Below are 21,683 nucleotides of genomic sequence, written 5' to 3'. Positions count from 1 at the left end.
AAGTAAAAAATGAAAAGAATATATATACTCCTCATTGTATTTTTAATCCAGTTCGCAAATGCCCAACAGCAGGATTTGCAAAGAGCAAACCTATTGTTTGGAAAAACATATTATAGTACCGCAATTCCTTTGTATGAAAAAATTAGCGAAAAGAACCAAACCGTTGATGTTATTCAAAAGTTGGGGGATTGTTATTATTTTACCAATAATTATGGTAAAGCACAAGAACAATATGCTCTTCTAATTCAAAACAAAAATCTGGATGAAGGTTACTATTTTCGATATGCCCAAACATTAAAAGCTAGAGGAAAGTACGCTGAAGCAAATGATATAATGAGAAAGTTTTATCAGGCTTCCAATAATGATGCAGCCATTGGGAAATTGGAAAGAGATATCAAAACCTTAAAAAATATTACTGCGATTGGAGAAAGATTTGATATCAGAAATTTAGCGCTAAACACGGTTAATTCAGAATTTGGGGGAGTAGTTTTAGGAGATAATTTAGTATTTGCAGCTGTCAAAATGAAGCCTAATTTATTTGATAAAACCTATAAATGGAATAATGAATCGTATCTTAATCTTGTTGCGGTTCCATTAAAAAAATTAAATGATTCTGTGGTAATAACTTATTTTTCAAAAGATTTGAAATCGTCTATGCACGAATCGAATGCTATTTTTACAAAAGATGGTAAAACGATGTATTTTACGCGAAATAATTCAAAGAACGGTAAGAGAGGTAAGAATATAGATAAAATATCAAACATTCAAATTTTTAGAGCTGAATTAGTCAATAATAAATGGATTAATGTAAAGTCATTGCCTTTCAACAGTCCTGATTATTCTGTTGAGCACCCAGCGTTGAGCCCAAATGAAAAGACCTTGTATTTTGCATCGGATATGCCAGGAACATTAGGTTCGTTGGATATCTTTAGTGTTTCTGTAGATGGGTTGACTTATGGAAGACCAGTGAATCTGGGAGATAAAATAAATACAGCTAAAAGAGAGCAATTTCCTTTTGTATCAAATGACAATAAATTGTATTTTTCTTCCAACGGTCATGAAGGCTATGGTGCTTTGGATATTTTTGTTTCAGATATTCAAGATAATTCCTATTCTAAAGCCTCAAATGTGGGACTTCCTGTAAATTCCGGTTATGACGATTTTGCCTATTATGTTGATTCTGATACTAAATATGGCTATTTTTCTTCGGATCGACCAGGAGGAAAAGGAAAGGACGATATCTATTCCTTCAAAGAAACCAAAGATTTGCTTATTGAAGATTGCAAACAATATATTGCTGGTATCATTACAGATGTCGATTCGCACTTAGCTTTAGAAAATGCTGTGGTAATTTTGAAAAATGGCAGTAAGCAAGAACTTGAGAAAGCAACCACTACAGTTGATGGGAAATTTAGTTTTACAGTCGGATGTGAATCTAATTACTCTTTATTGGCGACTAAAGAAAATTATACGGAGAGTTCTAAATCTTTCGATGTTTCCGAAGAAAGAAATAAATCGAATGATGGTTCTATGGAAATTCGATCTATGGAGATTATCAAAAAAGAGGAACAAGTAGCTTTGGAGAAAAAAGTTGCAGCCGATTTACTTATAGCCCAACAACTGAAAGCTGCCGAATTGGTTGCTTTGGAACAAAAAAAGAAAGCAGATGCCATTGCTCTACAGGAAAAGAAAATTGCTGATGCCAATGCATTCAAACAAAAGAAAAAAGAAGATGCTATTGCGCTTGAATCCAAAAGATTGGCCGATATAGCAGCGGTTCAACAATTTAAAAAGGACAAATTGATTATTGATAAAAAAGCGGCAGAGATAGCTTTAGCAAAGAAAAAAGAGAAAACAGCAGCTATTGTTGCTGCCGAAAAAGATGTTGTAAAGGATAAAGATAGATTAATCATTAAAACTGATCCAATCTATTTTGATTACAACATGTGGTATATTCGAAAAGAATCAAAACGAATACTAAATCGTGTCATTGAATTAATGAATAAATATCCAGAAATGGTAGTCGAAATTGGCTCACATACTGACAATCGTGGTAATGCAAAATTCAATACAGATCTTTCCCAAAAAAGAGCCGATGCCACAAGAAATTATATTTTGGAACAAGGAATTCCCAAAAATAGAATTCTTGCTAAAGGTTATGGAGAATCCGTTCCAATTGTAAAATGCATTCCTGAAGATTCCTGTGATGAAGAGCAACACGAATTGAATAGAAGAAGTGAGTTTGTGATTAAGAACTTATAATATGTGAAAATATCACCTTTGTAAAACAACAATAAAATTTTAAATCTTGTTGTTGTTTTATTTTTTATTTTAAAAGATTGAAATACAATTCAATGGTAGCTTTTAAATTGCAATTTGAAATATAATTTTAAAAAAAAATATTTTTTAAATCCAAAAGTAATCCGTTTGCGTAAATGTCTATATATAACTTTAAAAAATAGATTTTTATGAAAACTACAAAATTTTTATCGATTGCATTTTTTGGATTAATGTTTGGAGTAACTTCTTTTGCTCAAAAAAGTCTCATGGTCGGAGGAGCTGCTATGTATCCTACCAAAAATATTATTGAAAATGCAGTAAACTCAAAAGATCACACCACATTAGTTGCTGCAGTAAAAGCAGCTAGCTTAGTTGAAACTTTACAAAGTACCGGACCTTTCACCGTTTTTGCCCCAACAAATGCTGCGTTTGATAAATTGCCAAAAGGAACTGTAGAAAATTTACTGAAGCCGGAAAATTTGAAAACATTGCAAACCATTTTAACCTATCATGTGGTGTCCGGAAAATTGAATACTACAGATATTATGAATGAAATTAAAAAAGGAAATGGAAAAGCGATGTTGAAGACTGTGAGCGGTGGGACATTAACCGCTTGGATGCAAGGGAAAGATTTATACATCACAGATGAAAAAGGCACAAAGTCTAAAGTAACAATTGCTGATGTAAACCAATCTAATGGTGTAATCCATGTGATTGACACTGTGCTATTGCCAAAACAATAATTTTTTGCTTGTTGTTGATTGATTTGTTGCAAGTCCTCATTCATATCTGGACAAAAAAATCCCAATACTATTTTTTATAGTATTGGGATTTTACATTCATTATAAAAAAATTATCTCAAACTTGCACCAAGTTCTGTTTCAAAATTCTTTATTAGTTTATTCATTATTTTGTCAATTTGAGCATCTTCAAGTGTTTTGGCAGTGTCTTGAATCGTGAAACTCAATGCATAGGATTTTTTTCCTTCAGGCAAATTTTGTCCCTCGTATACATCAAACAAATTGACATTTTTCAATAATGACTTTTCTGTTTGCCTAGCAATAGAATAAATAGCACTATAAGTGACATTTTGATCAACCAATAGAGCCAAATCTCTACGAACTTCTGGATATTTTGGAATTTCAGTGTATTTGATTTTACTCGACATTAATTTTAAAACTTTAGCCCAATTAAAATCAGCATAAAAAACTTCTTGCTTAATTCCGAAATGCTTTAAAACCGATTTCTTAACTACACCAAATTCAACCAAAGAATCACTGCCCAAACCGAAAGCAATTCCTTCTGAAAAAATATCAGAAGCTACTGCTATGCTTTTAGTATTCGAAATTCCTAATCTTGAAAGTACACCTTCCACATATCCTTTGAATAAAAAGAAATCAGAAGGTTTTTGAGCATTTGTCCAATTTTCTTGGTTTCTATTTCCAGTTTGAAACAAGGTTAAGTGCTTGATTTCCTCATAACCAGAAAGAAACTTATGGTATGATTTTCCAAATTCAAATAATTTTAAATCGGAATTTTTGCGATTAATGTTATAGGATATAGCTTCCAATCCAGAAAACAATAATGACTGACGCATTGTTGCCAAATCACTGCTTAATGGATTTAGCATTGTTACATTGTATTCCTCTTTCAATGTTTCTGAAAGTTGTACATAAGACGCTGTAGTTAATGAGTTAGCCATCATTTCATGAAAACCTTGAGAATTCAATTGGTTAGCTATTATATTTTGTACTTTATAGTCCTCATTGCGTGGAGAATTAGAAACCGTGGCATTTAATTTTTTAGAAAATACGATATTATTATATCCATACACTCTTAAAATTTCCTCGATTACATCAATTTCTCTTTGTACATCAACTCTGTAAGCAGGGATTGTCAATCCTAAGCCTGCATCTGATACACTGTTTACTTTAATTTCTAAAGAAGCTAAAATTTGTTTAATTGTATCTTTAGGCAATTCTTGGCCAATAATTCGGTCAACATTTTTGAAATTTAAAAATACAGGAAAATCTTCAATTTTCTTTTGGTATATGTCAACAACATCCGATGTGATTTCCCCACCAGCCACTTCTTGAATCAATAAAGCAGCTCTTTTTAATGCATATTCCGTAATTGTTGGGTCAATACCTCTTTCAAATCTAAAAGAAGCATCAGTGTTCAATTGATGTCTTTTGGCTGATTTACGAATACTTACAGGATTGAAATAAGCACTTTCTAAGAAAATTGAATTGGTCGTTTCTGTTACTCCTGATTTTTTACCTCCAAAAACACCAGCGATACACAAAGGACCTTTTTCGTCACAAATCATTAAATCTTCTTCATGCAAAGTTCTTTCTACATCATCCAAAGTGGTGAATTTTGTGCCGGCTGGAAGTGTTTGTACAACTATCTTTCCTTTAATTTTAGCTGCATCAAAAGCATGTAGTGGTTGACCTAAATCATGCAAAACATAATTAGTAACATCGACAATATTATTTTTCGGATTGATTCCAATGGCTTTTAATCTGTTTTTCAACCATTCCGGAGATTCTTTAACAACGATACCAGAAATAGTAACTCCACAATATCTTGGAGCCAATTGAATATCTTTGACATCAACATCAATTTTTAAAGTTCTTTTGTCAACTCTAAAATTACTTACTGATGGAGTTATTAATTCTACATTAATGCCAGTTTGTATCAGTCCTGCTCTTAAATCACGTGCAGTACCTAAGTGACTCATGGCATCGGCACGATTTGGTGTTAAACCAATTTCAAAGACTTCGTCATTTTCTATTTTAAATACTGTTGAAGCCAATGTTCCTGCAGGAATTGATTCATCAAGAACCATAATTCCTTCATGACTTTCGCCAAGGCCTAATTCATCCTCGGCACATATCATCCCATGACTTTCCTGTCCTCTAATTTTCCCTTTTTTGATAATAAAGGAATTTCCATCTTTATCATATAAAACGGTCCCTATGGTTGCAACCGGCACTTTTTGTCCTGCACCAACATTACTGGCACCACAAACAATTTGCAAAGGAACTCCATTACCTAAATCTACAGTGCTGATTTTCAAGCGATCAGCATCTGGGTGCGGAATACAAGTAAGAACATGTCCTATAACGATTCCTTCCAATCCGCCTTTTACCGATTGATATTTCTCGACGATTTCTACTTCAAGTCCTAAATCGGTAAGTAATGCAGCTGTTTCATCCGATTTCCAATCAATTTTAATAAATTGTTTTAACCAGTTATAAGATATTTTCATGTTACGTTTTTTTCAAGATTTCTTCGTCCGTCCACCTTCCGGTAGAGGGCGCAAATATAATCAATGTTTCTTGAGGGTCAAAGTTAGTTAGGCTCAAAATTTGCCTCTATTGTCACAAATTTCTCGACTGTTATTATAATATTTCTTCAATATGTTTTTTAATATTTTCTGAAATTTTTGTGGTAGGTAAATCATTATCGTCATACCCAAAAGGCTCTTCAATTTCTTCTGAAATTAACTCTATACTTGCTAATACATAAAAAATAAAAGTCACAACCGGAATTACATAATATCCTAAAGTAAACACATATGCATAAGGAAGAGTTAAAACAAAAATAAATATAAATTTTTTGATAAAAGTACTGTAAGAATAGGGGATAGGGGTATTTTTGATGCGCTCACAGCCACCACAAATATCAGTAAAAGATTGAATTTCATTATTTAAAATAATCAATTGATCTCCTGATATTTTATGAGTAATATATAAGTCATTAATTTTTTGAAATAACATTTTAGCGATTTGATTCGGTCTATGTTTGTAATGATCTAATGCCAAATCAACATGCTCAAACAATTGCATACTCGTTTCTTCATCTTTCAAATGTTTATTTAATATCGATGCATAACTTGGAATTAACTTTCTAAAATATGCCAAATCTTTTTCATCCTTCAATATAACAGAAAGTTTAATGGCCAAATTTCGGCTATTATTAACTAAAGCGCCCCATAATTTCCGTCCTTCCCACCAACGATCATAGGCCGAATTGATTCGATATGCCAGCAATAAAGAGATGACGAAACCTAAAGTTGTATGAATCACAAAAAGATTCTTTACGTGGCTAGTCTCTGTTAATTTGAAATATTCAATTTCGAAATAAGCAATTATTCCTGTATAAATAGCAATAAATAGCATTAATGGGAACAAATTTCTAAAAGTATCCGATCTGCGAAAACGAAAGATATAAGCTAACCAAATTTTGGGGTTGTATGGAATCATTCTGTCAATTTTGGCATCAAAAATAACTAAAAATTAAGATTACCCGCTAATTCCCTTAATGTTATTTCAGATAATTTTGCTTGAAATTGTGCACTGCTCAAACGAATTCTGGAATTGATGTAGTTTAATTGAGCAGCTCTGAATTCTACTGAAGTAATTGTTCCAATTTTGAATTTTTCGGCAGTGATTTCAAGGTTTTGTTTGGAGATAGCCGTATTGTTGGCTTCCAAATCAATCAAATCCAAATTGGTTAAATACACTTGAAAAGCAACCGTCAAATTACTTCTTAATTGAATTAATTGCTGATCAATTTGCAATTTAGAATTGTCAACTTGCATTTTTGCAATCTTTTCATTTCTGTTTTGAGCATCACCATCAAATAAATTCAAAGAGGCTGAAAAACCATAATTCAAGCCACGTGCTGATGATTGGGTGGTAAAACCAAGGCTTGATTTTGTATCATTGAAATTGTAACCTGAATTCAACTTAATCGTTGGATATCGTTCTCCTTTTATTTGCTTCAATTCAAGCTCCGATACTTTTTTATTAATGATTTGCATCTCTAATTCAGGGTTTTGCTTTTCAGCCAAAGCCATTAGTTCAGCCAATTGCAATTTTCGGTCCACGTTAATTCCTTGAGATACTTTGAAATCTGCATTCAAATCTCTGGCTAATATCTGATTCAAAAGCGTTTTAGCATTAGAATACGTCTGTTTTTCTTTCAATAAATTACCAAGATCCGTATTTAAATCCACTTGAGCATTCAGCACGTCGAGTTTTGATCCTTTGCCGATTGTGTATCTATTTTTGGTAAATTCTAGCCTTTTTTGGGAAATGATAATGGTTGAATCCAAGTCTGATAATTTTTGCTGTTCCTGAATCAAATCATAATAAACCGAATTGACATTACTCACTTTATTGATAATGGTCATTTTCAATTGCGCATCGCTCATATTTTGCAATTCTTTCAATTGATCATATTTGGCAAACATTTTTAAACCATCAAAAATGGTCCAATCCAAAGCCACGCCATAATTCAAATTATTATTTTTGGCGTTTTTTAAGTTTACCGTTGTTCCGTCTGACCGGGTTTGGGAAGTATTCAAAATACTATTATTGTCTGTGGCTACTGCACTTAGAGAAGGCAACATTCCTGCATTTCCAATAGCTACATTTGTTTTATCAATTTTTAAATTATTGTCGGCAATTTTTATTTCATAATTATTCTCCAATCCAATTTTAACAGCATTTTCCAGAGTAAGCAGTTCTTGTGCATTTCCTATTGCAAAGCAAAAGAAAAACGGTAGGAAACTTTTAAAAGATAGTTTGGTATTCATATTGTTTTTTTTAAGGTAGAGCCTTAGTAACTTAGAGTCTTAGATTATTTTTTTACGTCACTTTCATATTCATCAATATGATCAAATTCTGGGTAATGTTTTCTTGCCTTAGACCACATAAGATATAGAGCCGGTATTACAAATAAAGTAAGTATCAAAGAAAAGATAGTACCACCAACGATTACAACTCCCATTCCAATTCTACTCGTAGCTGCGGCACCAAGTGACAATGCGATTGGCAATGCTCCCAATGAAATAGCCAAACTGGTCATCAAAATAGGGCGCAACCTGGATTCTGAAGCTTCCAAAATAGCTTCTAATTTTGGCTTACCTTGTTCCCGTAATTGATTGGCAAATTCAACAATCAAAATTCCGTTCTTGGTTACCAAACCAATCAACATGATAGTTCCAATCTGGCTAAAGATATTCCACGTTTGATTGAACAACCAAAGCGAAAATACAGCCCCTGCAACAGCCATTGGAACAGTTAATATAATGATAAATGGATCTACAAAACTTTCAAATTGAGCCGCTAATATTAGAAAAATCAGTAGCAAAGCCAATCCAAAAGCGAAAGAAGTATTCGAACTACTTTCGACAAAATCTCTCGATTCACCACCTAAATCAGTAGTAAATGAATCATCCAGCACTTTGGCTTTAATCTCATTCATCGCATCAATTCCATCGCTTAGACTTTTGCCTGGAGCAAGACCTGCAGAAACTGTAGCAGACATATATCTATTATTATGATACAATTGAGGAGGGTTGCTTTGTTCTTCAATCTTGACCACATTATCCATTTGAATGAGTTCTCCTTTGTTGTTTTTAACATACATTGAAGTTAAATCCAAAGGTTTTGAACGATCTTGTCTTTCAAACTGACCAATGACCTGGTATTGTTTTCCGTTTCTAATAAAATACCCAAAACGCTGACCACTTAAAGAAAGTTGTAATGTTTGAGCAACATCTTTCACTGATATTCCCAAACTTTCGGCTTTTGCCCTGTCAATTGAAACATTGATTTCGGGTTTATTAAATTTTAAATTCACATCCGTTACAGAGAAGACATCACTTTTTGCTGCTTCATCCATAAACAAAGGAATCTTTTCTCTAAGTTTTTCAAAATTGGGAGCTTGAATAATATACTGAACTGGTAAACCACCACGTCTGTTTACCGCGATAGTAGGTTGTTCAATTACCGATGTTTTGGCCTCCGAATACTGACTGGTTAACTTGGTCAATTTATCTGCAATTTCCTTTTGGGACATTTTTCTTTGATCCGGTTCCACCAATGAAACCCGAATAAAACCACTATTAACAGAAGATGAGTTAAAACCTGGGGAAGTAATCACCAGACTGACTTTCTTTTCGGGAATAGAATCATCTACCAATTTAGAAACTTCCTGCATAAAACGATCCGTATAATCGTATGAAGAACCTTCGGGAGTTGTCATGCGCATCACAAAACCACTTCGGTCATCATAAGGAGCCGTTTCTTTTTTCAAAATATTGAAAAACAAATATATCAATCCAAAACACACTATAAGAATAGGGAAACTTAACCATTTTCTTTTCATAAAACGTTCTAATGCATTGGCATAAGTGCTGTTTAATTTTTGAAAATATGGTTCAGTACGAATGTAGAACTTTGATTTCTTTTGCTCACCACCTTTCATTAAGTAGGCATTTAGCATTGGGGTTAATGTCAAGGACACAAAAGCTGAAATTAATACTGCAGCTCCTATTACCACACCAAACTCTCGAAACAATCGTCCGACAAATCCTTCGAGAAAAATAACAGGCAAAAATACTGCCGCCAAAGTGATAGATATGGAAATTACAGCAAAGAAAATCTCGTTAGACCCTTTTATTGCGGCTTCTATAGGCGACATTCCTTCTTCTACTTTTTTGAAAATATTCTCGGTAACCACAATGCCGTCATCCACAACTAGTCCAGTGGCAAGTACAATGGCGAGAAGTGTCAACACATTTATTGAGAATCCGAAAAGCCACATAATGAAGAATGTTGCGATCAAAGAAACCGGTATATCGATTAAAGGTCTGAAAGCAATTGCCCAATCCCTAAAAAACAAGAAAATAATTAAAATTACCAATACAATTGATATTCCTAACGTTTCGGCTACTTCAATTACTGATTTTTTCACAAATACAGTGTTGTCAATCGCTATATTTAATTTGATATCACTTGGTAAATCCTTTTTTAGGCGCTCAAATTCTTTGTAGAATGCACTTGCAATATCCAAATAATTCGCTCCAGGAAGCGGTACAATCGCCACACCAACTAGGGGAGTACCTGATTGCGTCATTTTAGTCTCAACGTTTTCAGGACCTAATTCAGCAGTACCTACATCGCTAAAGCGTACTATTTTTTCACCAACAGATCGTATGATAATGTTATTGAATTGTTCTGGTTTCGAAAGATTTCCAACTGTTTTAACCGTCAATTCAGTATTATCACCTGTAATTTTTCCAGAAGGTAATTCTACATTTTGACTGTTTAGGGCATCACGAACTTCAGAAACTGTACAACCGTAAGAGGCTAACTTTTCTGGATTAATCCACAATCGCATCGCATATCTTTTTTGTCCCCAAATTTGAACTCCACTAACACCCGGAATGGTTTCGAGTCTTTGTCCAATTACATTTTCGGCATAATCACTTAGTTCCAGCGCACTTCGAGTATCACTTTGAACGGTCATAGAAATAATAGCATCTCCATTAGCGTCAGCCTTTGAAACAACAGGAGGAGCATCAATGTCTTGTGGTAAATTTCGAATTGCTTGTGATACTTTATCACGAACATCATTAGCTGCTTCTTCTAGATTTTTGTCCAAATTAAATTCGACAGTGATTGTGCTGCTCCCTTGAGCACTTGAGGAAGTTACATTTCGAATGCCATCTATAGAATTGATTGCTTTTTCTAAAGGTTCAGTAATTTGGGATTCAATAATATCCGAATTTGCTCCAGTATAATTCGTTCGAATCGAAACTTGGGCTGGATCTATCGATGGAAATTCTCTAACTCCCAGATAAGTGTAACCTATAATACCAAACAAAATAATCGTTAAGTTCATAACGATAGTCATTACAGGTCTTTTTATGCTTAAAGTGGATAAACTCATTTAGAAAATTTTAGATTTTATAGTTTAGATTTTAGATTCAATACTAAAATCTTAAATAAATAGGTATTTTATTTAATGATTACTTTAACTGGTGCTTCGTCTTTTAAGGACATAACACCACTTGTTAATAAAGTGTCCCCAGCTTTCAAACCAGAAAGCACCAAGATAGAGGCATCTGTTCTAGTAGCTGTTTCTACCATAAGTTCTTTGGCTAAACCATTTTTGGCTATGAATACTTTCTTACCATTTTGAACTGGAATAATCGCTTCGGTAGGAACGACAATTGCATCTTTTATAATGCTCAAAGGCATTGCTACATTTGCAAAAGTACCCGGCAATAATTTTCCCTGACTGTTTTCTGTAATCGCTCTTACCTGAAGAGTTCGGGTGGTAACGGCTACTTCTGGCTCGATAGCATAGACTTTAGCAGTAAATTTTTCATCAGAACCTTCAACCGTAAAGCTCAAAGGTGCGTTTGTCTTAACTTGAGAAGCATATTTCTCTGGAATCGAAAAAGTAATTTTCAATTTACTGCTGTTGATCAATTTAGCAACCAAAACAGTTGGTGTGATATAGATTCCTGGCGAAATAGAACGAAGTCCAATTTTTCCTGAGAAAGGAGCTCGTACCGATGTTTTTGCAATTTGGGCTTTGATTAATTGACTTTGGGCTTGAGTAGATTTATGATCGGCTCTTGCAATGTCATATTCTTCTTGGCTGATGGCTTCTTTTTGTAGCAATAATTTAGCTCTTCTTTCATTTTCGGCAGCCAAACCTTCTTTGGTATTGGCTTGAGCCAATTGTGCTCTTAATTCAATATCATTAACTTTGAACAAAAGTTGCCCTTTTGTCACATTACTTCCTTCTTGAAAATAAATCCCCTCAACGATTCCTGAAACTTCAGAACGAATTTCAATTTGTTCGTTGGCTTCGATAGAACCCGAAAGTGATAAATTATTATCAAAAGTTTTAGGATGAACCACTATTCCTGTTACGGTGATTGGCTTGTCTTTGTCATCTTTATCTTTTGGTCCACTGTTTTTTGCGTTGTTGGAAGTAATTCTATAGGCGATAAATCCACCAAACCCTATTAACAATAAGGCATAAACAAGATTTTTTATTTTCATTTTTTAAAGTAAAAGAAGTTTAACATATCCTTTGATAAGGAAAAGACAAATTTAGGTTTTAGAATTGTGAAAAATTGAATTGTTAATTTTTATTTAACGTTTGTACATACAAATATTAAAATTTAGCCAAAACCGCTACTTAACTTAAAGGTTTAGACAGTAAAAAAATAGAAAGGTTTAATTGGAAAAAGATCCTAAGCAGCTAAGAAACAAAGATTCTGAGTTTTTTTACTTAGAACAAAATAAAATAAGTGCAATAGCGATTTTTTTTAAGACTTTGCCGACTCTTTAGCCCTGATGGAAGTGGTATTCCATCTCGTTTTTTTGCGAGATGGAATATAGCGGACAGCAGGAACCCATAATTCCAGATAAAGCCTATTGTTTCGCTCCTAATTATTTTCTTTAATTTACAATAGATGTTCTATAAACTTAGAATCTTAGCACCTCAGAACCTTAGTAACTTAACTAATGTAATTCCAAATATTTTTCTTTTTGGTCAATTCTATAAAAACGGCTTTTAGGATAGCATTTTCCGGTTTTTGCATAGGAGCATCATCCTTTAGAATTTTTATAGCATAGTTTCGTGCCAACATTAAAATATCCCTGTCTCGAACAATATCGGCAATTTGGAGATTTAGAACACCACTTTGTTGTGTCCCCATCAAATCGCCAGGTCCACGAAGCTTCAAATCGACTTCGGCAATTTCGAAACCGTCATTGGTACTCACCATCGTTTCCATTCGGGTTTTACTGTCACTTGACAATTTGAAAGAAGTCATCAAGATACAATAACTTTGATCGGCACCTCGACCTACACGACCCCGCAATTGGTGAAGCTGTGAAAGTCCAAAACGCTCGGCACTTTCGATAATCATAACGCTCGCATTAGGCACATTTACACCTACTTCAATTACGGTTGTGGCTACCATAATATTTGTTTTACCTTCAGCAAAGCGTTTCATTTCTTCATCTTTGTCTGCAGGTTTCATTTTTCCGTGAAGGATCGAAACCGAATATTGCGGCAGTGGAAAATCACGAGAAATACTCTCGTAACCATCCATCAAATCCTTGTAATCCATTTTTTCCGATTCTTGAATCAATGGATAAACAATATAAATTTGGCGACCCAACGCAATTTCATCCCGAATGAATTTCCAAACTTTTAGTCGATTCGAATCAAAACGATGTACAGTCTGAATGGGTTTTCTACCCGGAGGCAATTCATCAATCACTGAAATATCCAGATCGCCGTACAAACTCATCGCCAAAGTTCTTGGAATAGGAGTGGCCGTCATCACCAAAATATGAGGTGGAACCGTATTTTTTTTCCACAATTTGGAACGCTGTTCGACTCCAAAACGGTGTTGCTCGTCAATTACTGCCAAGCCTAAATTTTGAAATTTAACTTTGTCTTCCAATAAAGCATGAGTACCGATAAGGATTTGCAAAGTGCCGTTTTCCAGTTCTTCGTGTATGATTCTGCGGGCGGCAATTTTGGTCGAACCCGTGAGTATTTTTATGTTGATATTTAAGGAAGCAGCCAATTCAGACAATCCTATAAAATGCTGATTGGCCAAGATTTCTGTTGGCGCCATCAAACAGGCCTGAAAACCATTATCCAGTGCCAAAAGCATACTCATAAAAGCCACAATGGTTTTTCCTGACCCAACATCACCTTGCAGTAATCGGTTCATTTGGGCGTTGCTTCCCATATCGGTTCTTATTTCCTTGATTACCCTTTTTTGAGCATTTGTCAGTTCAAATGGCAAATGATTTTGATAAAAGTCATTAAAAAACTCTCCCACTGTGGTGAAAGGATGCCCCTTTATTTTATGTTTCCGAATCAAATTCTTCGTTATCAATTGCAATTGAATGAAGAACAATTCTTCAAATTTCAATCGGAATTGTGCTTTCGCCAGAATTTCGGCACTTTTGGGAAAATGTATGTTGAATAAAGCTGCGTTTTTGGGAATCAGTTTGAGTTCGCTGGTCAAATAAGAAGGCAAAGTTTCGCTAAATAATGCCTGCGTTTCGAGAAACAATTGCTGCATCATTTTATTCACCACGCGATTCGTTATGCCGCGATTGGCCAATGTTTCTGTTGAAGGATAAACAGGTTGCATTGCGGAACGCAAACTTTTTTCGTGTTCGCTCAACAACTCGATTTCTGGATGCGCCATACTGTATTGGCTTCCGTATTGAGTACATTTTCCAAAAATAACAATGACTTCATTGAGCTTCAAACTCTCTTTAATCCATTTGTGTCCCTGAAACCAGTTGAGATCCATTTGTCCTGTATCATCTACAAACGTAGCTACCAATCGTTTTTGGTTGCGACCAAATTCAACTGTTTTGATATTGATGATTTTACCAATAATCTGTACTTCGGCAATATTGTTCTGCAACTCATTAATCTTGTAATAACGAGTGCGATCAATGTAACGATTTGGAAAAAAATTGACTAAATCTCCATATTTAAAAATTCCCAATTCCTTACGCAACAACGCGCCCCGATTGGGACCTACGCCTTTAAGATATTCTATGGGAGTTTCTAGGAGATTATTGGACATTTTTTAGATTACAGAATTTAGATTGCAGATTCTAGAATTTAGATTTTTGGAGTCTATTCTCCTTGTTCTATTTTCTTTTCTCTTTTTAAAAAAGCGAAGATAGTTTTTTGTTTGGAAATTTGGAAATGGGAATGTTTAGGAAATTCTTATAATTCACAATACCTTTGAAATCAAATAAAAAAAACACAAAATGGTTATCGACAAAATAGAAAATTACAGACTATACAGTAAGCTTACCAAAAGATTGGCTAAAGGATTTGAATTTATTACTGAAACTGACTTGACCACAATAGAATCAGGAAAATACCAAATTGACAATGATGATATTTTTGCAATCGTTCAGGAATATGACACCAAAGAAGAGAAAGATTGTGTTTTGGAAGGACATCATAAATACATCGATATACAATATGTTATTCAAGGAGTTGAACTGATGGGATTTACCCCTTTAACCAATCAAGAGGTTGTAGAAGAAAACTTAGAAAAAGATTACACTTTCTATAAAGGTGAAACTTCAATGCTTAGAGTAGAGGAAGGAATGTTTACACTATTCTTTCCGGAAGATCTCCATAGACCAGGAGTCAAAGCAGGTCAAATTTCGAAAGTGAAAAAAGTAGTCGTAAAGGTGAAAATTTAATAAACACTCATTACTACCTATAAACACAATACTTTTGCATTTATAAAAATAAAAAAATGACAACTCATCTCGCACTGCTTCGTGGCATCAATGTTTCAGGTCACAATATGATAAAAATGGATGCTTTAAAAACTACTTTAGAAGCTATTGGTTTCAAGAATGTACAAACGTATATTCAATCCGGAAATGTTTTTGTGGATACCGAGGAGGAAAACCCAGCTTCAGTTGGTTTTAAAATCAAACAGGAAATTTTCAAAGCTTTTGGACACGAAGTTCCTATCGTTGTTATTGGAAAATCGGATTTAGAAAAAAGTCTCAAAAACAATCCATTTTTGAAAGAAAATGATGTTGACTCTAAAAAATTATATGTGGCTTTCGTTTCAATTGCGTTGCGAAGTGACAGTATTAATGATTTAAAAATGAGTCAGGTAAAACCAGACGAAGCCAGCATCGACGAAAACAGAATCTTTATTAAATATGCTGTAGGAGCAGGAAAAACCAAATTTGATCAGAAATACATCGAGAAAAAACTGAATGTAACCGCAACAATCCGCAATTGGAATACCGTTACACAGTTGTTTAAAATGTATGAAGAGAGATAAATTTAACAATGCGAAAAAATAATTCTAATTTGACGCAACCTTTTATTAAAGACAACATCTATAGTAATGTAGGTACTAAACATTTTGATACTGAATTCTATTTGTAAAAAAGAACTCTTTGTCAAAGAATAAGTACAATTCAGATAATCCTGAATTAGAATGTCAAAAGGTAAATTGATGAGGATTGTTTACCCGTTTTGTTAATAATTTGAATGTTTGGTTAATTTTCAATTATTACAATTTTTGAAAAGAGAGCTCTAAAGTACATTGCTTTATTGTTCTCTTTTTTATTTGTAATAGTAAGTAAGGAAGAAAAAAACACAAGCCAACTGCAAAAAATATTTATATTTACTTTCAATTCATTAAAAACAAACGGGTATTATCCTAAAACCGAAACAATATGAAATTTAAACTTTCTTTTATCCTCACAGCAATACTTGTTTGTACGGCAATAGCTCAAAATGGAAACCCAACGGATTATCTGTCGGCTCAATTTCACAAGGAAAGAAGAGAAGCTTTACGCAAAAAAATGCCGAAGAATAGTGTAGCCGTTTTTTTTGGAAATGCCATTAGAAATAGAGCGAATGATGTTGATTTTATATACCATCAAGATCCTAATTTTTATTATTTGACAGGATATAAAGAGCCTAATTGTGTCTTGGTGATTTTTTCGGATAATCAAACCAATAAAGAAGGTAAAACATATAATGAACTTCTTTATGTTCAAGAAAAAAATCCAAAAGCAGAACAATGGACAGGCGTACGTTTAGGAGTGGATGGTACCAAAAAAAATCTAGGTTTTGAAAACGCTCTTAATGGAAAAGAATTTTTAAACTCAGGAATCGATTTTTATAATTTTAGCAACGTCTTCTTTACTGATTTCAAAGACGATTATCGCGATTCTAAAAAAGAGGACGCTGATTTATACAAATTAGTAGGTTCATTTAAAAACCAAATTGGCTACAATACAAAAGTTGAAACTAAAACCAATGCTGATTCTAAAATTCAAAACGAAATTAATGCTTCTAAGAGCATTACACCTAAAAAAGCAAACATAGACACCAAGACTATTACCAATTATATGGCGAGTTTACGTGAGGTTAAGTCCAAGGAAGAAATGGTTTTGTTAACCAAAGCGGTTCGTATTTCGGCGATGGGTCAACGCGAAACTATGAAAGCCATGCATTCAGGAATGTCTGAAGCTGAAATACAAGGGATTCATGAATTTGTCTATAAAAAATATGGCAGCGAATACGAAGGTTATCCTTCTATCGTTGGCGCAGGAAACAACGGCTGTGTTTTGCATTACATCGAAAATAGCAAAATGAAAGTCGATAATGATTTGGTTTTAATGGATCTCGGAGCTGAATATCATGGTTATACAGCCGATGTCACCCGAACTATTCCTGCCAATGGTAAATTTTCTCCAGAACAAAAAATAATTTACGATTTGGTTTATGAAGCACAAGAAGCGGGCATTGTAACGGTAAAAATTGGCAATAGTTTTATAGCTCCTGATAAAGCAGCTCGCGATATTATTAGCAATGGTTTACTAAAATTAGGAATCATCAAAACAGCAGATGATTCCAGAAAATACTTTCCTCACGGAACTTCTCACCATATTGGGTTGGATGTGCATGATCCTGGTATGTACAATACTTTCGAGAAAGATATGGTGCTTACTGTTGAGCCAGGTATATATATTCCAAATGGTAGTGATTGTGATAAAAAATGGTGGGGAATTGCAGTACGAATCGAAGATGATATATTGGTAACGGATAATGCTCCAGTTATTCTATCAACTGAAGCTCCACGAAAATCAAGTGATATAGAAGAGCTGATGGCAGAAAAAAGTGTTTTGGATGCTTTTAATTTACCCAAATTGGATTAGCATAATCATTTTGGTTTATCATTATACTTTCTATTTAACCTCAAAAAACATATTCAATTGGCTCCACCTATTTATGTACTTGGAACAGGACTTTCACATAACGGTTCGGCAGTATTATTAAAAAATGGCCAAGTTTGTGTGGGTATCGAAAAAGAACGAATCAGCAGAAAAAAGCACGATGGAGGTAACGATACTTTAGCAATCCAATACTGCTTGGATGCCGAGGGTATTTCGCTAAGTGATGTCTCTTTAGTAGTTCAATGCGCTAATTTTGATATTCCGGACAGAAATCAATTTAGGGGAGAAAGAATTTTTGCTACGGTAAATAAACCTGAGATTATAAATATATCGCATCATTTGGCACATGCCTATAGTGCTGTGGGAACTTCTCCTTTTTCTGAATGTGCAGTGATGGTTATTGATGGTTGTGGCAGTCCGCTGAATCAGTTTTTGAGTATGCATCCGGAACAGAAAAAGAATATTGACTCTTCTTTTTTGAATGAAACAGAGATGATCTGTGAAAAAGATAGTTTTTATCATTTTGACGGTCAAAAATTGACTCCATTAATCAAAGATTTTAGCAAAATGTCAGGTGCAACAACAACCGAATTAAAGCTTCCAACCACAGAACATTCCATAGGTGGCTTTTATGCAGCTGTTAGTTTGTATGTATTTGGAGACATGGATGATGTGGGAAAATTAATGGGGCTTGCTCCATTTGGCAATGCTAAGGGTTTTAATTTTAATGCCTTTGAGTTCCAATCGGGGTCGCTATTGGTAACAAATAATTGGAAAAAACATTTCACAAATCCTTCAAAAGGATATGAGTATTTTAAAAAACATTTTTCTTATTATGCCAATGTAGCAAAGTGGGCTCAGGAGCAGGTAGAAAAAGCAGTCATTACTTGTATTGCAAATCGACTGGAACAATTTCCGCACAAAAATCTATGTTATACGGGAGGTGTTGCCCTTAATGCAGTCGCCAATGCTAAACTGGAAGATGCCAAAATAGCCAAAAATATTTATTTTGAACCTGCAGCTGGTGATAATGGGTTGGCATTGGGTTGTGCTTATTATGGATGGCTTGACTATTTAAAAATGCCAAAAGTAAGTCATGACGGAAGTACTTGTTTTGGAAAGCAATACAGTGAAAAACAAATAAATGAAGCACTCCAAGAGAAATCGAATAAAAACTACAATAAAAAGAAATTTGAAACAGATGAGCCTTTAATTTTATACTGTGCCCAAAAACTAAATGAAGGCAAAACAATCGCTTGGTTCCAATCGGGTTCTGAGTTTGGTCCGCGTTCTTTGGGCAGAAGAAGTATTTTAGCTCACCCAGGAATCGAAGGAATGAAAGCACACATTAATAAAAATATTAAGTTCAGGGAAGACTTTCGTCCTTTTGCTCCAGCTGTTTTAAAAGAAAAAGTCAGTGATTATTTTGAAAGCGGCAGAAACAGCCCTTATATGATATTGGTTGATAAAACCCGTCCTGAATACCTCAAGGAATTGTGTAATGTAACGCATTGTGATGGATCAGCTCGGGTACAAACCGTTGAAGAAACATGGAATCCTCGGTTTGTTAAATTGTTAAATGAATTTGAAAAACAGAGCGGTATTGGCGTATTGCTTAATACCAGTTTAAACAAAAAAGGAATGCCAATTGTTGAAACGCCAAAGGAAGCACTTTATTTATTTGAGATTTCGGCTTTAGATATTTTGATACTTGAAAATACAGTGGTAGAAAAAGATAATCTCACAAATTAAGAACGATTTACTTAATCTCCTTAATCAGATCATTGGCTACAGTGGAATTCATGCGTTGCAACTCGGCTATCATGAGCATTTTTTGTTCATTACTCATAACAGGTTTGGACTTTATAAATTGATTAGGATTGGCTTCCTTAAAAAAAAGTTGGTCAGTCCACTCGTTTCGAACACCGTCTATAACTAAATGAATGCGATTACTTGTTCCCCGATTTGCCACCGAATGCACAAAATTTGCATCAATATACCAGCATTCACCTTCATTCATTATAATGCGATTACCATCCAAAAGAAACTCAACTTCAGTATTCGTAATAATTGGGATATGCAATCGAAAAGAACCATCTTCATATCCCAGACAATGATCACTATGTGGTTTCACTTCTGCACCAACAGCTAATTGCAATAAACGAACAGCAGTTTTTTTGAATAAAAAATCATTCAAAATAGATTTAAAATAATCACAGGACTCCAAAACCTCAGTATTTTTGATTGGTTCATTACCATTTGGGAACGCATATATTGCGTCTGATTTTCCTCCTTGTGCCATCAAGGCGATAGAAGTCCATTTACCCGAATAATCATTGGTATTGTAATGATCAATCCAATTTTGTTTCAATACTTTTTCAACATCCGTTTTCAAACGTTCTGCATCAAAAAGAATAGGGAATTTTATCGTGCGTACTAATTCTTCCATAGCTTAATCTCTTAACCATTTTTGCATCACCGGAAAAGCTTTTTTTCCTTCCAATACTGCTCGATTTTCACTTAAAGTAAGTCCTGTCCATTCTAAAAAAGGCAAACCAATATAGTTTCCATTACTGAAATTTGAAATGAACCAATCTGAGTTATTTTTATATCCGTTAGGATGAAATACAAATTCCAAAGGCAATTCCAAATGATAAATAGCAGCATAGGACCATAATATAGCACCTATTTCATCCCCTTGAGTAGGCCAGTCTTTAGAGATGTGATTTGTTCCAACCAATTCCCGTTCGGATGCAGTGGTAACAGCCAAATGTCCTGCTTCGTGCAAAATATCACCAGCATACAATAGCTTTCCAAAATCAACATAAATACAATTGGGACCCAAACATAGGCCTGGTAAAAAAGTGGTTTCATCCAATTCTTTTTCGATAATAGCTATCCCAATTTCGTTCAAAAAAAACAAAACCTTTTCTAATTCTCTACTATATTTATTGGCTAACATATGAATTCATTAAAAATTAAGCCATCATTTCTCCAACAAATCACAATACCAAAAGCCATAGTCAAAGGCATCCGAAGCCGACGTATCACAGGCCGTGTTTGAAGAATCTTCCTCTTTTGGCTTTTCATATTTGCGGTAAACTACTTCACCAACTTCAAATTCAATTGGGTTACGGAAAATTGGTCCATCAAAAGTAAAGGTATGAAATTCACCATTCTCTCCACAAACATCTACATTTTCGGGTAAATCATTAATAAAATCCTGATCGATTATCCTCCCCACGAAACTTTTGTCCAAAAAGCGTTCATTAACACAAACCACAATAGTTTTGAATCCTAAGTCTATAAATTCATGAATCAAATCTGCTGTTGGAACTTTCCAAAGAGGAAAAACGCCCTTAAAACCAATTTCAGCCAATTTATCTTCTCTGTATTTTCTTAAATCTTCCAAAAAAATATCACCAAAAATAGAATGCGTAACACCTTGTTTCTTTAATTTAGCAAGTGTCGCTTGCATTACGGCTTCGTATACTTCCATCGTTGGCATTTCGGGAATTTGCATGATCTCCAGTGGTAATCCAATGCTTTGAGCTTGCTGTTTCAATAATTCGACCCGAACCCCGTGCATAGAAATACGTTGAAACTGCTGATTTACACTAGTTAGCAAACAGCAAATTTCATATTCTTCTTCTCGTAAAATTTTGTATAATGCTAAAGCAGAATCTTTGCCACTGCTCCAATTAAATAGGGCTTTCTTTTTCAATTGTTTTCTATTAATTTATTTCGGAAGTAAACTTACAAATTATGTTCGATTTGTTGGTCAAACCTTTGTAACTTTGAATAACT

At 34.2% G+C, this 21,683-nt stretch carries 15 protein-coding genes; 6 read left to right on the top strand and 9 right to left on the bottom strand.

Annotated elements, in window-relative coordinates; all coding sequences use genetic code 11:
- Positions 1 to 9 precede the first annotated feature (9 nt).
- Entirely contained in the window at positions 10 to 2,262 is a 2,253-nt protein-coding gene (locus KZH69_RS14885; protein ID WP_219318271.1) for an OmpA family protein, read from the top strand.
- Between the two features lie 206 nt (positions 2,263 to 2,468).
- Positions 2,469 to 3,023 (top strand): fasciclin domain-containing protein, encoded by a 555-nt coding sequence (locus KZH69_RS14880; RefSeq protein ID WP_219318270.1) that lies wholly within the window; start codon positions 2,469 to 2,471, stop codon positions 3,021 to 3,023.
- 110 nt (positions 3,024 to 3,133) lie between these two features.
- Here KZH69_RS14880 and pheT read toward each other — a convergent pair whose 3' ends face one another.
- The 6 genes from pheT to recG all read right to left on the bottom strand — a co-directional run bounded on the left by pheT (position 3,134) and on the right by recG (position 14,728).
- A complete protein-coding gene (gene pheT / locus KZH69_RS14875; protein WP_219318269.1) occupies positions 3,134 to 5,554 on the bottom strand; it encodes a phenylalanine--tRNA ligase subunit beta in 2,421 nt (806 codons plus the stop codon).
- 133 nt (positions 5,555 to 5,687) lie between these two features.
- The gene (locus tag KZH69_RS14870; protein ID WP_219318268.1) at positions 5,688 to 6,551 is read right to left on the bottom strand and encodes a bestrophin family protein; all 864 of its coding nucleotides are present in this window, start codon (positions 6,549 to 6,551) and stop codon (positions 5,688 to 5,690) included.
- 26 nt (positions 6,552 to 6,577) lie between these two features.
- Positions 6,578 to 7,888 carry a TolC family protein gene (locus KZH69_RS14865; RefSeq protein WP_219318267.1) on the bottom strand — a complete coding sequence of 437 codons (1,311 nt, stop codon included), beginning with the start codon at positions 7,886 to 7,888 and terminating at the stop codon, positions 6,578 to 6,580.
- 44 nt (positions 7,889 to 7,932) lie between these two features.
- Positions 7,933 to 11,031, bottom strand: a complete 3,099-nt coding sequence (locus KZH69_RS14860) for an efflux RND transporter permease subunit (RefSeq protein WP_219318266.1) — start codon at positions 11,029 to 11,031, stop codon at positions 7,933 to 7,935.
- A gap of 68 nt (positions 11,032 to 11,099) precedes the next feature.
- A complete protein-coding gene (locus KZH69_RS14855) occupies positions 11,100 to 12,158 on the bottom strand; it encodes an efflux RND transporter periplasmic adaptor subunit (protein ID WP_219318265.1) in 1,059 nt (352 codons plus the stop codon).
- Between the two features lie 461 nt (positions 12,159 to 12,619).
- Positions 12,620 to 14,728, bottom strand: coding sequence for an ATP-dependent DNA helicase RecG (gene recG / locus KZH69_RS14850; RefSeq protein WP_219318264.1), 2,109 nt, complete (start codon positions 14,726 to 14,728; stop codon positions 12,620 to 12,622).
- 190 nt (positions 14,729 to 14,918) lie between these two features.
- Between recG and KZH69_RS14845 the strand changes: the two genes are divergently transcribed.
- The 4 genes from KZH69_RS14845 (at position 14,919) to KZH69_RS14830 (ending at position 19,628) form a co-directional block, all read left to right on the top strand.
- A complete protein-coding gene (locus KZH69_RS14845) occupies positions 14,919 to 15,365 on the top strand; it encodes a NanQ anomerase/TabA/YiaL family protein (protein WP_219318263.1) in 447 nt (148 codons plus the stop codon).
- A gap of 56 nt (positions 15,366 to 15,421) precedes the next feature.
- Positions 15,422 to 15,967, top strand: coding sequence for a DUF1697 domain-containing protein (locus KZH69_RS14840; RefSeq protein WP_219318262.1), 546 nt, complete (start codon positions 15,422 to 15,424; stop codon positions 15,965 to 15,967).
- Positions 15,968 to 16,367: 400 nt separating this feature from the next.
- On the top strand, positions 16,368 to 17,858 hold the full coding sequence (locus KZH69_RS14835; RefSeq protein WP_219318261.1) for an aminopeptidase P N-terminal domain-containing protein: 1,491 nt from the start codon (positions 16,368 to 16,370) through the stop codon (positions 17,856 to 17,858).
- 57 nt (positions 17,859 to 17,915) lie between these two features.
- Complete coding sequence (locus KZH69_RS14830) at positions 17,916 to 19,628, top strand: carbamoyltransferase family protein (protein ID WP_219318260.1); 1,713 nt, start codon at positions 17,916 to 17,918, stop codon at positions 19,626 to 19,628.
- A 7-nt stretch (positions 19,629 to 19,635) separates the two neighbouring features.
- Here the strand turns inward: KZH69_RS14830 and KZH69_RS14825 are convergent, their stop codons facing one another.
- From KZH69_RS14825 to KZH69_RS14815, 3 genes are read right to left on the bottom strand one after another with little or no spacing between them, the layout of a single operon-like run.
- Positions 19,636 to 20,325 carry an aspartyl/asparaginyl beta-hydroxylase domain-containing protein gene (locus KZH69_RS14825; RefSeq protein WP_219318259.1) on the bottom strand — a complete coding sequence of 230 codons (690 nt, stop codon included), beginning with the start codon at positions 20,323 to 20,325 and terminating at the stop codon, positions 19,636 to 19,638.
- 3 nt (positions 20,326 to 20,328) lie between these two features.
- Entirely contained in the window at positions 20,329 to 20,838 is a 510-nt protein-coding gene (locus KZH69_RS14820) for a hypothetical protein (protein WP_219318258.1), read from the bottom strand.
- Positions 20,839 to 20,862: 24 nt separating this feature from the next.
- Positions 20,863 to 21,600 carry a Dph6-related ATP pyrophosphatase gene (locus KZH69_RS14815; RefSeq protein WP_219318257.1) on the bottom strand — a complete coding sequence of 246 codons (738 nt, stop codon included), beginning with the start codon at positions 21,598 to 21,600 and terminating at the stop codon, positions 20,863 to 20,865.
- Between the last annotated feature and the right edge of the window lie 83 nt (positions 21,601 to 21,683).

Source organism: Flavobacterium taihuense (assembly GCF_019351435.1).
In the GTDB taxonomy this organism is placed as follows: Bacteria; Bacteroidota; Bacteroidia; order Flavobacteriales; family Flavobacteriaceae; genus Flavobacterium; species Flavobacterium taihuense.
The sequence above is the reverse complement of the archived record's forward strand: the minus strand, read 5'-3'. Positions and strand labels throughout refer to the sequence as shown.

Excerpts from the sequence above, each read along its gene's own strand:
- KZH69_RS14885 (WP_219318271.1), top strand. The coding sequence starts at position 10 with ATGAAAAGAATATATATACTCCTCATTGTATTTTTAATCCAGTTCGCA.
- KZH69_RS14855 (WP_219318265.1), bottom strand. The coding sequence starts at position 12,158 with ATGAAAATAAAAAATCTTGTTTATGCCTTATTGTTAATAGGGTTTGGT.
- KZH69_RS14865 (WP_219318267.1), bottom strand. The coding sequence starts at position 7,888 with ATGAATACCAAACTATCTTTTAAAAGTTTCCTACCGTTTTTCTTTTGC.
- KZH69_RS14825 (WP_219318259.1), bottom strand. The coding sequence starts at position 20,325 with ATGGAAGAATTAGTACGCACGATAAAATTCCCTATTCTTTTTGATGCA.
- pheT (WP_219318269.1), bottom strand. The coding sequence starts at position 5,554 with ATGAAAATATCTTATAACTGGTTAAAACAATTTATTAAAATTGATTGG.
- KZH69_RS14880 (WP_219318270.1), top strand. The coding sequence starts at position 2,469 with ATGAAAACTACAAAATTTTTATCGATTGCATTTTTTGGATTAATGTTT.
- KZH69_RS14835 (WP_219318261.1), top strand. The coding sequence starts at position 16,368 with ATGAAATTTAAACTTTCTTTTATCCTCACAGCAATACTTGTTTGTACG.
- KZH69_RS14845 (WP_219318263.1), top strand. The coding sequence starts at position 14,919 with ATGGTTATCGACAAAATAGAAAATTACAGACTATACAGTAAGCTTACC.
- recG (WP_219318264.1), bottom strand. The coding sequence starts at position 14,728 with ATGTCCAATAATCTCCTAGAAACTCCCATAGAATATCTTAAAGGCGTA.
- KZH69_RS14860 (WP_219318266.1), bottom strand. The coding sequence starts at position 11,031 with ATGAGTTTATCCACTTTAAGCATAAAAAGACCTGTAATGACTATCGTT.
- KZH69_RS14870 (WP_219318268.1), bottom strand. The coding sequence starts at position 6,551 with ATGATTCCATACAACCCCAAAATTTGGTTAGCTTATATCTTTCGTTTT.
- KZH69_RS14840 (WP_219318262.1), top strand. The coding sequence starts at position 15,422 with ATGACAACTCATCTCGCACTGCTTCGTGGCATCAATGTTTCAGGTCAC.
- KZH69_RS14820 (WP_219318258.1), bottom strand. The coding sequence starts at position 20,838 with ATGTTAGCCAATAAATATAGTAGAGAATTAGAAAAGGTTTTGTTTTTT.